The organism is Actinopolymorpha pittospori, from assembly GCF_014873875.1.
In the GTDB taxonomy this organism is placed as follows: domain Bacteria; phylum Actinomycetota; class Actinomycetes; order Propionibacteriales; family Actinopolymorphaceae; genus Actinopolymorpha; species Actinopolymorpha pittospori.
The window spans coordinates 7923292-7938191 of sequence record NZ_JADBEM010000001.1 but is presented as its reverse complement, the minus strand read 5'-3'; the positions used below and the strand labels follow the sequence as shown (position 1 = coordinate 7938191).

11 protein-coding genes are annotated in these 14900 nt (G+C 69.1%); 10 read left to right on the top strand and 1 reads right to left on the bottom strand.

Annotation, left to right across the window (positions count from 1 at the left end; genetic code table 11):
* Window positions 1–161: 161 nt before the first annotated feature.
* Complete coding sequence (locus HEB94_RS36920) at window positions 162–452, top strand: YggT family protein (protein WP_192754135.1); 291 nt, start codon at window positions 162–164, stop codon at window positions 450–452.
* Window positions 453–556: 104 nt separating this feature from the next.
* Window positions 557–1375: a DivIVA domain-containing protein gene (locus HEB94_RS36915; protein WP_192754134.1), complete on the top strand. Its 819-nt coding sequence runs from the start codon at window positions 557–559 to the stop codon at window positions 1373–1375.
* Between the two features lie 209 nt (window positions 1376–1584).
* Here HEB94_RS36915 and ileS read toward each other — a convergent pair whose 3' ends face one another.
* Entirely contained in the window at window positions 1585–4848 is a 3264-nt protein-coding gene (ileS, locus tag HEB94_RS36910; RefSeq protein WP_192754133.1) for an isoleucine--tRNA ligase, read from the bottom strand.
* A gap of 239 nt (window positions 4849–5087) precedes the next feature.
* On the opposite strand from ileS, the gene HEB94_RS36905 reads away from it, so the two are divergent.
* The 8 genes from HEB94_RS36905 (at window position 5088) to HEB94_RS36870 (ending at window position 14758) form a co-directional block, all read left to right on the top strand.
* Window positions 5088–5492, top strand: coding sequence for a DUF167 family protein (locus HEB94_RS36905; protein ID WP_202896753.1), 405 nt, complete (start codon window positions 5088–5090; stop codon window positions 5490–5492).
* 54 nt (window positions 5493–5546) lie between these two features.
* Window positions 5547–6365: a TraR/DksA family transcriptional regulator gene (locus HEB94_RS53875; RefSeq protein ID WP_337918176.1), complete on the top strand. Its 819-nt coding sequence runs from the start codon at window positions 5547–5549 to the stop codon at window positions 6363–6365.
* Window positions 6338–6994, top strand: a complete 657-nt coding sequence (gene lspA, locus HEB94_RS36895; RefSeq protein WP_192754130.1) for a signal peptidase II — start codon at window positions 6338–6340, stop codon at window positions 6992–6994. Before HEB94_RS53875 ends, lspA begins: the two co-directional genes overlap by 28 nt.
* On the top strand, window positions 6991–7950 hold the full coding sequence (locus HEB94_RS36890; protein WP_192754129.1) for an RluA family pseudouridine synthase: 960 nt from the start codon (window positions 6991–6993) through the stop codon (window positions 7948–7950). Before lspA ends, HEB94_RS36890 begins: the two co-directional genes overlap by 4 nt.
* Before the next feature lie 106 nt (window positions 7951–8056).
* On the top strand, window positions 8057–8389 hold the full coding sequence (locus HEB94_RS36885; protein ID WP_337918175.1) for a chorismate mutase: 333 nt from the start codon (window positions 8057–8059) through the stop codon (window positions 8387–8389).
* 226 nt (window positions 8390–8615) lie between these two features.
* Entirely contained in the window at window positions 8616–12146 is a 3531-nt protein-coding gene (gene dnaE / locus HEB94_RS36880) for a DNA polymerase III subunit alpha (RefSeq protein ID WP_192754128.1), read from the top strand.
* A 51-nt stretch (window positions 12147–12197) separates the two neighbouring features.
* Complete coding sequence (locus tag HEB94_RS36875) at window positions 12198–12764, top strand: hypothetical protein (protein ID WP_192754127.1); 567 nt, start codon at window positions 12198–12200, stop codon at window positions 12762–12764.
* A gap of 179 nt (window positions 12765–12943) precedes the next feature.
* A complete protein-coding gene (locus HEB94_RS36870; protein WP_192754126.1) occupies window positions 12944–14758 on the top strand; it encodes a DUF3352 domain-containing protein in 1815 nt (604 codons plus the stop codon).
* Window positions 14759–14900 lie beyond the last annotated feature (142 nt).

Sequence of the window (14900 nt, the reverse complement as noted above, 5' to 3'; positions counted from 1 at the left end):
GCCTGCTGTGGCCGGTTCCCACATCGCCGGTGACGCGCCTCAGGTCGTCAACGCGGTTTCCTGTGCCCTTTTCGCTGGGAGGCTGGCCGCACTCGGCCTTACCTGGTTACGCGGGGGATAGGCTCAGAGTCTCGAGGTAAAGGCCATCCCAAGGAGTGCGTGTGCAGATCATTGGCCAGCTACTCTACGTGCTGCTGTGGATCTTCCTGGTCCTGTTGTTTGTCCGGTTGGTCGTGGATTGGGTGCAGTTCTTCGCGCGTTCCTGGGAGCCTCGCGGGATCCTTCTGGTCGCTCTCGAGGGCGTCTACACCGTCACGGATCCGCCGCTGAAGGCGCTGCGCAAGGTCATCCCACCGTTGCGATTGGGCGGTTTCGCCCTCGACCTGTCCTTCCTGTTGCTGATCGTCATCATCTACGTGCTCCAGGCACTTGTGCTGACCCTGTTTGGATAGGTCCAAAGACCTAGTTTTCGGAGCCGGGTCGGCCTTTGCCACCCAAACCGGGTACGGTTGCTCCGATATCCGTTGTCGAGCCCCTGCGAGCCTGAGGTGAGGTCATGCCGTTGACACCCGAGGACGTGCGCAACAAGCGCTTCACGCCCGTCCGTTTGCGGGAGGGTTACGACATGGGCGAGGTGGACCAGTTCCTCGACGAAGTCGAATCCGAACTTGAGCGCCTCAACCACGAGAACGAGGACCTTCGGCAGAAGCTGGCGGCCGCGCAGCGTGGTGACGGCGGGGGATACGCCAAGCAGCCCGTCGTCGAGCAGCACGAGCCCGTGCCGGCCCCCATCCGGCAGGCGCCTCCACCCGGCCCGTCGAGCGTCGCGGAAGCCTCCAGCGCCGCGGCGCGGTTGCTGGAGATCGCGACCCAGAACGCCGACCAGCTCGTTGCCGAGAGCAAGGAGCAGGCCAACCGCATCCTGGGCGACGCCCGTGCCCGAGCCGAGCGGCTCGAGAACGAAGCGCGTGGCCTTGCGAGCCGGCTCGAGTCCGAGGCGCGTGCCAAGGCCGAGCAGCTCGACCGCGACACGGCCGAGAAGCGCAACCAGCTGTTTGGACAGCTCGAGAAGGAGAAGTCGCGGCTGCAGCGTGAGGTCGACGAGCTCCGCACCTACGAGCGCCAGTACCGCAGCCGCCTGAAGGCCTACTTCGAGGGTCAGCTGCGTGTTCTGAACGGCCAGGGCGGCATGGACAACGGCATGTCCTCCGAGCCCACGAGCGGCCCACGCCCGATCAACTCCCACAAGCCGGCCGCGCTCGCCGCGGGTGGCGGGGGTGAGCGGATCGAGCGTGGTGGCGAGCGGATGAGTTCCGGTGCCGGCACGCCGCGCCTGAACGCTCTGCTCGACGACGACGACGAGTCCTCGCTGTAACCACCGCAAGCACATCGAGTGCCCCGAGCCGCATTCCAGCGGCCCGGGGCACTCGTGTGTTCGGAGGGGGTGAGGGGCGTGCCAGCCCCGCCGACGGTGTTCGGCCAGGTGGATTCTGTTCGAGACGGGTTCAGTGGACCGGCTGACTGCGGGTGGTGACCTGGTGAGCCCCGGCCGGGAGTGGCCAGGGCTCTGGTCAGTGGGCTGGGTCAGCCGGCCAGGATCCAGAACCGGAGTGCCAACTCGGCCGCCGTGACCTCATGCGGCTCGCTCCCGGTCGATGTCGGCTTTCCCTCGCTGATCTGGGTCGCCAGCGTTTCGTCGGCGACGAAGCTCCCGTGTTCGCGGAGGGCGGCCGTGGTGTCCGGGTCGTCGGCGGACCACCACAGGGTGATCCGGTCGCTCACCTCGAGCCCGGCGTTCTTGCGGGCGTCCTGCACGAGCCGCACCACCTCGCGGGCGAGGCCCGCGCGACGCAGGTTGTCGGTGATGGTGAGGTCGAGCGCGACGGTCTCGCCCTGGGCGTTGGCGACGGCCCAGCCCTCACGAGGTCGCTCCGACACCACCAGCTCCTCCGATCGGAGCGTCACGACGGCACCGTCGATGTCGACGCTGGACTCGCCGGACTCACGGAGGGCGGCGACGAGGGCGGCCGGGTCGATCGCGGAGACGGCGGCCGCGATCCGGGGGGTGTCCTTGCCGAACCGCTTGCCGAGGGCCCGGAAGTTGGGCTTGACGGCGTAGTCGACGAGGTCGTCGCCAGCCTCCGCGAGCCCGCGGACCTCGAGGACGTTCAGTTCCTCGGCGACCTCGCGGCGCAGCTCCTCCGGCAGCTCGCCCCAGCCGCCGGCGCCGACCAGTGCCCGACCGAGCGGCTGGCGGGTGCGAACCTTCGCCTCGGCTCGGGCGGCACGCCCCAACTCGACGACCCGGCGAGCGAGCGTGACCTGTGTGGCCAGGTCGGGGTCGAGGGCGGAACGGTCCGCCTTCGGCCAGGGCGCGAGATGCACCGACTCGGGTGCGTCGGGGGTCACCGGGCGCACGACGTGCTGCCAGACGCGTTCGGTGACGAACGGCGTGAGCGGTGCGAGCACACCGGTGAGGATCCGCAGCGTCTCGTGCAGCGTCGCGAAGGCGGCGGTGTCACCCGCCCAGAACCGGCGCCGCGACCGGCGGACGTACCAGTTGGACAGGTCGTCGATGAACTGCGACAGCACCTGGCCGAGGCGTTGGGTGTCGTAGCTCTCATAGGCCTCCTCGACGTCGACGAGGAGGCGATGGGTCTCCGAACGCAGCCACCGGTCGAGAGCGCTGGGCTCCGCGACCTGCCGCGAGTCGGGGGTCCAGCCGGCGAGCCGGGCGTACAACGTGTGGAACGCGACGGTGTTCCAGTACGTGAGGATGACCTTGCGAACGATCTCCTGCAACGTCGCGTCACCGACCCGCCGCGCCGACCAGGGCGAACCCGCGCAGGCCATGAACCACCGCACCGCGTCCGCGCCGTGCCGGTCCAACAGCGGGATGGGCTCGAGGATGTTGCCGAGATGCTTGCTCATCTTGCGGCCGTCCTCGGCGAGGATGAGGCCGAGGCAGACGACGTTCTCATACGACGAGCGGTCGAAGGTCAGCGTGCCGACGGCCATCAGCGAGTAGAACCAGCCGCGGGTCTGGTCGATCGCCTCGCAGATGAACTGCGCCGGATAGGCGGCGTCCAGGAGTTCCTTCGACCCGGGAACGTGCGGGTAGCCCCACTGCGCGAACGGCATCGCACCGGAGTCGTACCACGCGTCGATCACCTGCGGGACCCGCCGTGCGGTCTGGCCGCAGGCAGCGCGGTCACCGGCCACCGCGCTTCCGGTGGACGCCGGCTGCGGGCAGGCGAAGGTGACGTCGTCGACGTAGGGGCGGTGCGGGTCGAGCGCGCTCAGGTCGGAGCCCGCGAGCCGGCCGAGCTCGGCGAGGGATCCGACGCAGGTGAAGTGGCCGTCCGGGCACTCCCAGATCGGTAGGGGTGTGCCCCAGTAGCGGTCCCGGGACAACGACCAGTCGACGTTGTTGCGCAGCCACTCGCCGTACCGCCCGTCCTTGATGGTCGGGGGATACCACTGGGTGCGGGCGTTCTCGGCGAGCAGTTGGTCCTTGATCGCGGTCGTCCGGATGAACCACGACGGCAGGGCGTAGTAGAGCAGCGGGGTGCCGCAGCGCCAGCAGTGCGGGTAGCTGTGCTCGTAGGCCTCGCCGCGGAAGAGGAGTCCACGGGCGTCCAGGTCGGCGACCAGCTGTGGGTCGGCCTCCTTGAAGAACAGTCCGCCGACCAGAGGCACCGAGGGTTCGAAGGTGCCGTCGCGTCGAACGGGGTTCAGCACCGCCAGGCCGTAGCTCTGCCCCACCCGGTAGTCGTCGGCGCCGAAGGCGGGAGCCTGGTGCACGAGGCCGGTGCCGTCCTCGGTCGAGACGTAGTCGTCGACCACGACGTACCACGCGGGCGTGCTCGCGCCGTCGGCGTCGGTCGGTGGGTCGATGAGATCGAACGGGCGGGTGTAGGTCCACCGCTCCATCTCCGCGCCCCGCATCGATGCGGTGACCCGCCAACCCTCGCCGAGGACGCCGAGCAGGTCGGCGGCGACGACCAGGGTCTCGTCGCCGTCGCCGTCGGTGGCCGCGACGTACTCGACGTCGGGATGGACGGCGACCGCGGTGTTGGAGACGAGCGTCCACGGCGTGGTGGTCCACACGAGCAACGCCGCGCGGGAGCCGTCGGCGACGAGCGGTCCGGAGGTCAGCGGGAAGCGCACGAAGACCGACGGGTCGGAGACGGTCTGGTAGACGTCGGGCTGGCCGAGCTCGTGGTCGGACAGGCCGGTGCCGCACCGCGGGCAGTAGGGGCTGATGCGATAGTCGCGAACCAGCAGGCCGTGGTCGAAGACCCGCTGCAGGGACCACCACACGCTCTCGATGTAGGCCGGGTCCATCGTGCGGTAGGCCTTGGACATGTCGACCCAGTAGCCCATCCGCTCGGTGAGCTCGGTGAACGCGTCGACGTGCCGCTCGACCGAGGCGCGGCAGGCCGCGTTGAAGTTGGCGACGCCGTACTCCTCGATCTGCCGCTTGCCGGAGATGCCGAGCTCACGCTCCACCGCGACCTCGACGGCCAGGCCGTGGCAGTCCCAGCCGGCCTTGCGGACCACGTGGTGTCCACGCATGGTCTGGAAGCGAGGGAAGACGTCCTTGAACACCCGTGCCTCGACGTGGTGGGCACCCGGGCGCCCGTTGGCCGTCGGCGGCCCCTCGTAGAACGTCCATGGAGCGGCGCCGGCGGTGGCCTCGAGGGTCCTGGCAAAAATGTCGCGCTCGTGCCACCACGCGAGGATCTCGTGGTCCAGCGAGGGAAGGTCGACGTTGCTGTCGACCAGACGGTATGCGCGGTCGTCGTTGGTTGTCACCGGTCGCTCCGGACGTCGTGATGGGTCCATCTCGCGGCGTCATCCTAGGCGTACTGCCCGACGACCCTCGGGACTGTCTACATGCCGGTTCGTCGCCGGTGCGACCACGTGACGGCGGTGCCGCCAGGTGAGCCGACGGTGAGTGGGCGGTAACCCGTGGAGACCGGGACGGGAGGCCCACGGGGCGATCCGAGGCATCCGCGAGGTTCGTTCCGGCCGCGTGGTCGGGCCTGCGACAGGGGGGTTGCAGTGGTGTGCACACTGGCATGGTGCGGACGGGTAGGCGGATCGCGGTGCGGGTCAAGCCAGGCGCCCGGCGGCCCCGCGTGGGCGGTCGGTACGAAGGCCGGAACGGCGTCGCGCTGGTCGTCGCGGTCGGCGCCCCGCCGGTGGACGGCCGGGCTACCGCCGCCGTGGTGAGTGCCCTCGCCACGGCGTTCGGCGTATCGGGCGCGGATGTGTCCCTGGTCACCGGCGCGCACAGCCGGGACAAGGTGTTCGACATCGACGCACCCGACGTCGACGAGCGGCTCGCGTGCCTGCTCGCCGACCAGGACGAGCCGCTTCCCCGCTCGGCGGGTGGAGTCGGACCGCGACAGGACACGTCAGACACGTCAGACACGTCAGACAGGACAGACAGGACAGCCCGGGACCGCGCGCGACAGTGGGGCTGAGCCGAGCCGGAGGCGAGGGTGGCGGAACAGACAGACGGAGCGGATCGGACGTCCGTGACGAGTGAGCGGCGCGCCACGACCAGGAAGTCCACCGCGACCCGGAAGACGGCGCCGGCCAGGAAGCGTGCCTCCGTGAAGGCCGCGGGCGCGAAGACGAGTGACGCCTCGCCGGGTACGCGGGGGCGCGCTCAGGAGCAGAAGGGCTCGCCCGACAGGGGCGGCCAGGTGAAGGGGGACTCTTCGGTGAAGAGAGATGGGGTGGAGAAGACGCAGCCGGCCAGGAAGCGGACGTCGACCAGGCGGTCGACGGCGGAGGGGACGTCGGGCAGGCAGGCACCGACGAAGCGGGCGACGACCAAGCGGGCGTCGAGCAGGCAGACCGCGGCCGAACAGGCCGCCGGTGCCGAATCGACCGGACAGGCGACGCCGACCCAGGCGGAGGAGCGGCCGAACGCGGCCACGGACCTGGCGGAGAGTGCTCGGCTGCTGGTCGTCCGCCCGGAGGAGGAGCCGTGGACGCCGGAGGAGCTCGCGGAGGTCTACCACGAGCTCGCGGACGACGTGTCCCGGTTGAAGGCCGAGCTCCATTCGGCCACCGACGAGCTGGCCGACCTGCTCCGCGACAGCGGCGACGGAGCGGGGGACGACCAGGCCGATGCCGGCTCGAAGACCTTCGAGCGTGAGCACGAGATGTCACTCGCCAACAACACCCGGGAGATGCTCGAACAGACCGAGCGGGCGGTGGCCAGAATCCGCAACGGGACCTACGGCGTGTGCGAAGGCTGCGCGAACCCCATCGGCAAGGCTCGGTTACTGGCATTCCCACGTGCGACACTGTGCGTGTCATGCAAACAGAAGGAAGAGCGTCGCTGAACGACGCCACCGAAGCCGACGACAGCCGTCGACGCCGCCAGCTCGGACTCTTCGCGGCGGTGGCGATCGTCGTCCTCGCGATCGATGTCACGACCAAGATCGCGGCGATGGCGTACCTGTCCGATCGCGATCCCGTCCCCCTCGCCGGCGGCCTGCTGACCCTCCGGCTGATCCGCAACTCAGGTGCGGCGTTCAGTCTCGCCGAGGGCTACACCCTCGGCCTGTCGATCGTCGCGCTCGGTCTCGTGATCGTCGTCCTGAGGCTTTCGCGGAAGCTGCGCAGTACCCCCTGGGCGATCGCGCTCGGCCTGCTGCTGGGCGGCGCGATGGGCAACCTCTCCGACCGGATCTTCCGCGAGCCGGGATTCCTGCGCGGGCACGTGGTCGACTTCCTGGAGCTGCCGAACTGGCCGGTCTTCAACGTCGCCGACATGTCGGTCTGCGCGGCGGCGGCCCTGATCATCCTGATGGCGCTGCGCGGTCGGCGTTGGGACGGCACGATCGAGGGTTCCTCGCGCACGCCGAAGGAGACGTCGACGTCCCAGGACGACCACGACGGCAGCGCCCGCGAGGTCACCCGGGGCGCACCGGAGTCCACCGACGGTCGGTCAGTCGGGACGTCGGAGTGAGCGCGGCGCCCGCCACCGGAGCGGGAGACCGGCGAAGCCTTCCCGTCCCCGACGGCCTCGAGGGCGAACGCCTCGACGCGGCGTTGGCCCGACTCTTCGGACTTTCCCGGACGAAGGCAGCCGAACTCGTCGAGCAGGGCCAGGTCCTCCTCGACGGCTCGTCGGCGATGAAGTCCGAGCGCGTGAGCGCCGGCTCCTGGCTCGAGGTCGAGCTGCCCCGGCCGCAGGAGCCGATCGCTCCCGTACGCGTGGAGGGCATGCGGATCGTCCACGACGACCCCGACATCGTGGTCGTCGACAAGCCGGTCGGAGTGGCCGCGCACCCGAGTCCCGGCTGGCGCGGGCCGACCGTCATCGGACACCTCGCCGCCGCCGGCTTCCGGGTCTCGACCTCGGGTGCCGCCGAACGTCAGGGCGTGGTCCACCGGCTCGACGTCGGGACCAGCGGTCTGATGGTCGTGGCGAAATCCGAACGCGCCTACTCCGCGCTCAAGCGCGCCTTCAAGGAGCGCGAGGTCGACAAGATCTACCACGCGCTCGTCCAGGGGCACCCCGACCCGAGCCGCGGCACCGTGGACGCACCGATCGACCGGCATCCCACCCACGACTACAAGTGGGCCGTCGTCGCCCACGGCAAGCCGTCGGTGACGCATTACGAGACGCTGGAGGCCCTGCGGCACGCGTCGTTGCTCGAGGTCCGGCTGGAGACCGGCCGTACCCACCAGATCCGGGTGCACATGAGCGCGATCAAGCACCCGTGCGTGGGTGACCTGACCTACGGCGCCGACCCGGTTCTCGCCAACCGGCTCGAGCTCACTCGCCAGTGGTTGCACGCGGCCCGGCTGGGATTCGCGCATCCGGACACGGGGGAGTGGGTCTCGTTCACCTCGCGCTATCCCGACGACCTCACCCACGCGCTCGAACGCGCCCGGATGGACACCGACCGGTCCAGCTGACGAGACGACGATCTCGAAATGTTGTACGCCCGTCAGCCGTGTGCCTAGCGTGGCAGGCGGACCGGGCCACCTCGCGCGTCCGGCCATCCGGGGAGAGGAGCACCTGGTGCCTGAGGCCTCAGCCGCCGTGCACACGTCGATCGCCAGCCTGATCGCGCGTCCCCATCCCGCGACAGTCAGCGGCTGCCGGGCGGCGATCGACGAGATCGACGCCGTACTCGCCGCCCTGCTCGAGTACCGGGCCGGCCTCACCGAGCGTGTCCAGCAGTTGAAGCCTGTCGGCGGTCACGCCGGCCGGGACGCCGGCCGGGAGGCCGAGATCGTCGCGGGCATGGCCCGCCGGGCACCACGGCTCGGGCCGGAGCGCCTCACCAGAATCATGACCACCGTCATCGAGGAGAGCCTCGACCTCGCCGAGAGCAGCGCCTCCCGGCGCTAGCCCGAGGCACCCGACGGTGGAGCAACGACCCGGGGAAGGCTCTGCTGGCTTGGAAAACAGGCCCTAGCAGGACTTGATCACAAGCTCATCGGCGGGGCGACTTTTGGTCCTACGGCCGCGGCTCTAAAGTCGGACCCCTACCTGGTTGGCGACAGCGCCGCCGCCCTTCCCCCGGTCGGCGCCCCAACGCCTTGCGCGGCGGCGGAACAGGAGGCGCTTTCCCCACATGTCGGACTCGTTCGTCCACCTGCACGTCCACACCGAATACTCCATGCTCGACGGCGCGGCGAAGCTCAAGGACATGTTCGCCGAAGCCCAGCGGCTGGAGATGCCCGCCGTGGCGATCACCGACCACGGCAACCTGCACGGCGCCTACGACTTCTTCACCAAGGCCAAGTCGGCCGGCGTCACACCGATCATCGGCCTCGAGGCCTACGTCGCGCCCGAGTCGCGCTTCCACAAGGCGCCGGTCCGGTGGGGACAGCAGCACCAGAAGGGCGACGACGTCTCCGGTGGCGGCGCCTTCACCCACATGACGATCTGGGCGCGCGACGCGGTCGGCCTGCACAACCTCTTCAAGCTGCAGACCAGGGCGTCGATGGAGGGCTTCTTCCGGAAGCCGCGCATCGACCGGGAGCTGCTCTCGGAGTTCTCCACCGGCCTGATGGCGACGACCGGCTGCCCGTCCGGGGAGGTCTCGACGAAGATCCGGCTCGGCATGGAGAAGGAGGCGTTGGACGCCGCGGCGGACTTCGGTGACATCTTCGGCCGCGAAAACTACTTCGTCGAGCTGATGGACCACGGGATCGACATCGACAGGCGGGCGCGTGCCGGCCTGGAGAAGGTCGCCCAGGAGCTTGGCCTGCAGTACGTCGTGACGAACGACTCCCATTACACCTACGAGCACGAGTCCGCCGCGCACTCCGCGCTGCTGTGCGTCCAGACCGCGTCCACCCTCGCCGCTCCGACGTTCCAGTTCGAGGGGTCGGGCTACTACCTCAAGTCGGCCGAGGAGATGCGGCGACTCGACGACTCCGACGTCTGGCAGGCCGGCTGCCGCACCACTCTCGCGATCGCCGAGCGGGTCGACACGACGGGGATGTTCGAGTTCCGCAACCTGATGCCGCGCTTCGACGTGCCGGAGGGTCACACCGAGGAGTCGTGGTTCCGCGAAGAGGCGTGGCGGGGGATGGACCGCCGCTACCCGAACGGTTACGACGAGACCTATCGCGCGCAGGTCGAGTACGAGATCGGGATCATCCTGCAGATGGGTTTCCCGTCGTACTTCCTGGTCACGGCGGACTTCATCATGTGGGCCAAGAAGAACGGCATCGCCGTTGGTCCCGGTCGAGGATCGGCGGCAGGAAGCCTGGTCGCGTACGCGCTCGGCATCACCGACGTCGACCCCCTTGAGCACGGACTGCTGTTCGAGCGGTTCCTCAACCCCGAACGCGTCTCGATGCCCGACATCGACATCGACTTCGACGAACGTCGGCGCGGTGAGGTGATCCGTTACGTCACCGAGAAGTACGGCGAGGACAAGGTCGCGCAGATCGCGACGTTCGGCACGATCAAGGCGAAGGCCGCGATCAAGGACTCCTCGCGGGTGCTGGGCTACCCGTACGCGCTCGGCGACAAGATCACCAAGGCCATGCCTCCGGCGGTGATGGGCAAGGACATCCCGCTCACCGGGATCTTCGACTCGAGCCATCCCCGTCACAACGAGGCGGGCGAGGTCCGGGCGCTGTACGAGCAGGACCCGGACGTCAAGAAGGTCATCGACACCGCGAAGGGTCTCGAGGGCCTGATCCGCCAGACCGGTGTGCACGCGGCCGGCGTGATCATGTCAGCCGAACCGCTGGCCGACCACATCCCGTTGATGAAGCGGGAGGCCGACGGCGCCGTCATCACGCAGTTCGACTATCCGACGTGCGAGACGCTCGGGCTGCTCAAGATGGACTTCCTGGGGTTGCGCAACCTCACCATCATGGACGACGCGGTCAAGAACATCGAGATCAGCCGCGGCGAGAAGATCGACCTGCTGTCGTTGCCGCTGGACGACAGGCCGACCTACGAACTCCTCGCCCGCGGCGACACGCTCGGCATCTTCCAGATGGACGGTGCCGGCATGCGGTCGCTGCTGCGGCTGATGAAGCCGGACAACTTCGAGGACATCTCCGCGGTCAGCGCGCTCTACCGGCCGGGTCCGATGGGCGCCAACTCCCACACCAACTACGCGCTGCGCAAGACCGGCCAGCAGGAGATCACGCCGATCCACCCCGAGCTGAAGGACGCCTGTGAGGAGATCCTCGGCCCGACGTACGGCCTGATCGTCTACCAGGAGCAGGTGCAGCGGCTCGCGCAGAAGCTCGCCGACTACTCCCTCGGCCAGGCCGACCTGCTCCGGCGGGCGATGGGCAAGAAGAAGAAGGAGGTCCTCGACAAGGAGTTCGTCCCCTTCAGCGAGGGCATGCGCAAGAACGGCTACTCCGACGCGGCGATCAAGACGGTGTGGGACATCCTGGTCCCCTTCTCCGACTACGCGTTCAACAAGTCCCACACCGCCGCGTACGGCCTGGTGTCGTACTGGACGGCCTACCTCAAGGCCAACTACCCGGCCGAATACATGGCCGCGCTCCTCACCAGCGTCCAGGACGACAAGGACAAGATGGCGGTCTACCTCAACGCCTGCCGTCGTTCCGGCATCAAGGTGCTGCCACCCGACGTCAACGAGTCCGCGTCCAACTTCACTCCGGTCGGCACCGACATCAGGTTCGGTCTGACCGCGATCCGCAACGTCGGCACCAACGTCGTCGACGCCATCGTCGCGGCGCGGGGGGCCAAGGGGCGGTTCAACGACGCGAGCGACTTCATGGCGAAGGTGCCTGCCCCGGTCTGTAACAAGCGGGTGCTCGAGTCGTTGGCGAAGGCCGGTGCGTTCGACTCGCTCGGACACCGCCGCCGCGCGCTGGTGCAGTGGCACGAGGACGCCGTCGAGTACTTCATCGACCAGAAGCGCCAGGAGGCGATCGGTCAGGACTCGCTGTTCGGGTTCGGCGGTGACGACTCGACCGACGAGGCGCTCATGTCCCCGCAGGTGCCCGACATCAGCGAGTGGGACAAGCAGACCCTGCTGGCGCACGAGCGGGAGATGCTCGGGCTCTACGTCTCCGACCATCCGCTCTTCGGCATCGAGCACGTCCTGTCGAACGCGTCCGACTGCACCATCGGGTCGCTGCTGACCGGGGAGGACCGACCGGACGGCTCGGTCGTCACCGTCGGCGGCCTCATCACCGCGATCAACCGCAAGATGACGAAGCGGGGTGACCCGTGGGCCATCATCACCCTGGAGGACCTCGAGGGTGGCATCGACGTGATGTTCTTCCCCTCCACCTACCAGCTCACCGCGCTCCAGCTCACCGAGGACGCGGTGGTGGTGGTGAAGGGGCGCCTCGACCGACGCGACGACGTACCCCAGCTGATCGCGATGGAGCTGTCGGTCCCCGACATCACCACCGACCAGCAGTCGGGACCCTTCGCCATCTCCTTGAACCGCGAGCGGTGCACCCCGCCCGTGGTCGACCGGCTGAAGGAGATCTTCGCCACCCACCCGGGCATGACGCAGATCCACCTTCACCTGCGCTCGGAGAGCAAGACGCTGGTCATGCGCTTGGAGGATCGCTGGCGGGTCACCCCCTCGACCGCGCTGATGGGCGATCTCAAGGCGCTGCTCGGGCCTGGCTGCGTCCGCTCCTGAGGCGGCAGACCCAGGATCGGCTCCGGGGAAGGGTGCGTAGGATCTGGGGCGGTGAACACGACGACCCCGCCTGATTCGGCGACACCCTCGCCCGGAACCCCGCCGATGCGCGCGTCGCGTGCGTCCGTGCCCGGGCGCGCACGTGCCTTCCTGGTGATCGTGGCCGTGATGGTGGTGGCGGGCGTCGTCGTCGGCCTCGTCTGGACGCGCCTCAATCCCCACGTCGCCATGACGATGACCGACCTGGGCCCCTTCCCCAACACCGAGCTCGAGGCGGCGCGCCAGGTGTCGATGGACGCGTGGTACGCCGCCCTCGGTGCCGTCGCCGGCCTGCTTCTGGGTGCGGTCCTCGCGACCGTCTATCTCCGGCACGGCGTCCTGGTCGTCGTGGCACTGCTGGTCGGAGCCGTCCTCGCCGCCGTGGTGGCGTTCGTGACCGGGAGCCTGGTGGCCAACGGTGCCGTGGTCCTGACCTGGCACCCACAGGCCACGCCGGGAAGCCCGCTCACCGCACCGCTCGGCCTGCACGCTTACGGCGTCCTGTTCAGTTGGCCGATCGGCGCCCTGGCTCCCGTCATTCCGCTGGTCTGGCTCGGGTGGAGCCGCGACGAGGAGTAGGCGCGAAAGTTATCCACAGGTCAGTTGGGTGGGCCTGGGAGCTGTCTCCGCGATGCGCTAATTTGTGGCGACACATTCCGTTGCTTCGGGGGTGCCTCTTGTCTGACGATCGCACACCAAACGAATCGGGGCGGTTCGGCGCGCCACCGCCGGGCGGTGGGCACCGCCAGGGACCGCCCATGGGCCGACCGCAGGGTCAGCCGCCGGGTGGCCAGCCCTATGGGCAGCAGCCGGGCGGACCGGCGGGTCCTCCGCCGCACCACGGTCGCCCTGGTCAGCCAGGAGGAACGCAGCCGCAGGGCGGCTACGGACAGGCTCCGCAAGGGGGCTACGGACAGCCGCAGGGTGGTTACGGCCAGCCCCCGCAGGGTGGTTACGGGCAGGCTCCGCAGGGTGGTTACGGCCAGCCTTCGCAGGGCGGCTACGGCGCCCAGCAGCAGGGCGGCTACGGCCAGCCGACCGGCCAGGGCGAGCAGGGTGGCGGACAGTGGACGCCTGGTGGCGGCCAGCCCGCCGGCCCCGGCTTCTACGCCGAGGAGCCCAAGCGCAAGGGCCCGCGCTGGTTGATCGTCGCGCTCGCCGCCGTTCTGGTGGTAGCGGTCGGCGGCGGGGCCTGGGCGGCGATCACCACGCTGAGTGGTGGCGGCGCGCAGCCTGCCGACGTGCTACCGGCCAACGCCTTCGCATACTTCCGGATCGACCTCGACCCCTCTGCCGAGCAGAAGGCCGCGATCTTCAGCGTCGCGCGGAAGTTCCCCGACGCCAGCAAGCGCCTCGGTGAGGGCGACGACCTCCGCGAGGCGGTCTTCGAGGCCATCAAGCAGACCGATCCCGAGCTCAAGAACGTCGACTACACCAAGGACATCGACACCTGGCTCGGCGACCGCGCCGGTGTCGCGGTGGTGCCCGGCACCGACGGCAAGGAGCCCGAGGCCGTTCTCGCGGCGCAGATGACCGATGAGGACAAGGCCCGCGCCGGGTTGCAGAAGCTCGGTGCGAAGAACTTCGCCTTCACCGGCGACTACGTGATCTTCGCCGACTCCCAGGCCCGCGCCGACGACCTCGCCAAGACGGTCTCGGACAACTCGCTGGCCAAGAACGAGACGTTCACCGACGACATGGGGTCCGTCGACGAAGGCGTCATGTCCTTCTGGGCCGACCTGCCGAAGCTGGCTGAGCTCTCCGGAACGGGGAGCGGCATGGCACCGGCACAGGTCGCCGCCCAGGGGCGAGTGGTCGGTGGTCTGAGCTTCACCAGCAACTCCGTCCAGTTGGTCGCCAAGGCTCGCGGCGCGAAGATCCCCGCTCTCAAGCAGAGCGGAATCAAGCTCGGCGAACTCCCCAACACGACCGCGGCGGCGATCTCGGTCGCGGGTGCGGGACCAGCCTTCGCCCAGTCCTGGCCCGAGATTCGCAAGACCCTCGAGTCGGCAGGGGCGACCGCGCAGCTGGACTCCTTCCTGCAGGCCGCTGAGCAGCAGTTCGGGATCAAGGTTCCCGACGACGTCAGCACCCTGTTGGGCACGGACACCACCATCGCGGTGGACGAGCGTGGCCTCGACACGATGATGCAGGCGAGCGGTTCCGGTGCTCCGCAGCTCCCGCTGGTCGGCATCCGTTCGACCACCGACGAGGCCAAGGCCAAGGCGCTGCTGCCGAAGCTCGACCAGCTGGTCGGCGGGCTCGGGCTCGACTTCCAGCTCGGCAAGGCGACCGGGTCCGGCGCGATGGTGCTCGCGTCCACCCAGGCCTACGCGGACGAGCTGGTGAAGGGCGGAGACCTCGCGAGCAGTGACACGTTCAAGCAGGCTGTGGACCAGGCCGACAAGGCGCAGTTCGGGCTGTTCGTCGACCTGAACAAGCTGGAGAAGCTCTACGCGAGTCAGCTTCCGGCCGACAGCAAGGCCGACGTCGCGGCGCTGAAGGCGATCGGGATGTCCGGGACGACCGACGAGACCGGCGGGACGTTCACGATCCGGGTGTTGCTCGACTGACACGCGTCGGTCGCATCGAGCCGCGGTGGGGCGGTGTTGGGCTCAGGCCCGGCACCGCCCCACCTGCCGTCTCGGTGGGTCCGCCACCGCTGTCCTGCCGGTCAGAACGAGTGCCGGTCAGAACGAGTGCCGGTCAGGTCGA

Coding starts and splice junctions, on each gene's coding strand:
- HEB94_RS36915 (WP_192754134.1), top strand. CDS start 557: ATGCCGTTGACACCCGAGGACGTGCGCAACAAGCGCTTCACGCCCGTC.
- ileS (WP_192754133.1), bottom strand. CDS start 4,848: ATGGACCCATCACGACGTCCGGAGCGACCGGTGACAACCAACGACGAC.
- lspA (WP_192754130.1), top strand. CDS start 6,338: ATGCAAACAGAAGGAAGAGCGTCGCTGAACGACGCCACCGAAGCCGAC.
- dnaE (WP_192754128.1), top strand. CDS start 8,616: ATGTCGGACTCGTTCGTCCACCTGCACGTCCACACCGAATACTCCATG.
- HEB94_RS36870 (WP_192754126.1), top strand. CDS start 12,944: ATGGGCCGACCGCAGGGTCAGCCGCCGGGTGGCCAGCCCTATGGGCAG.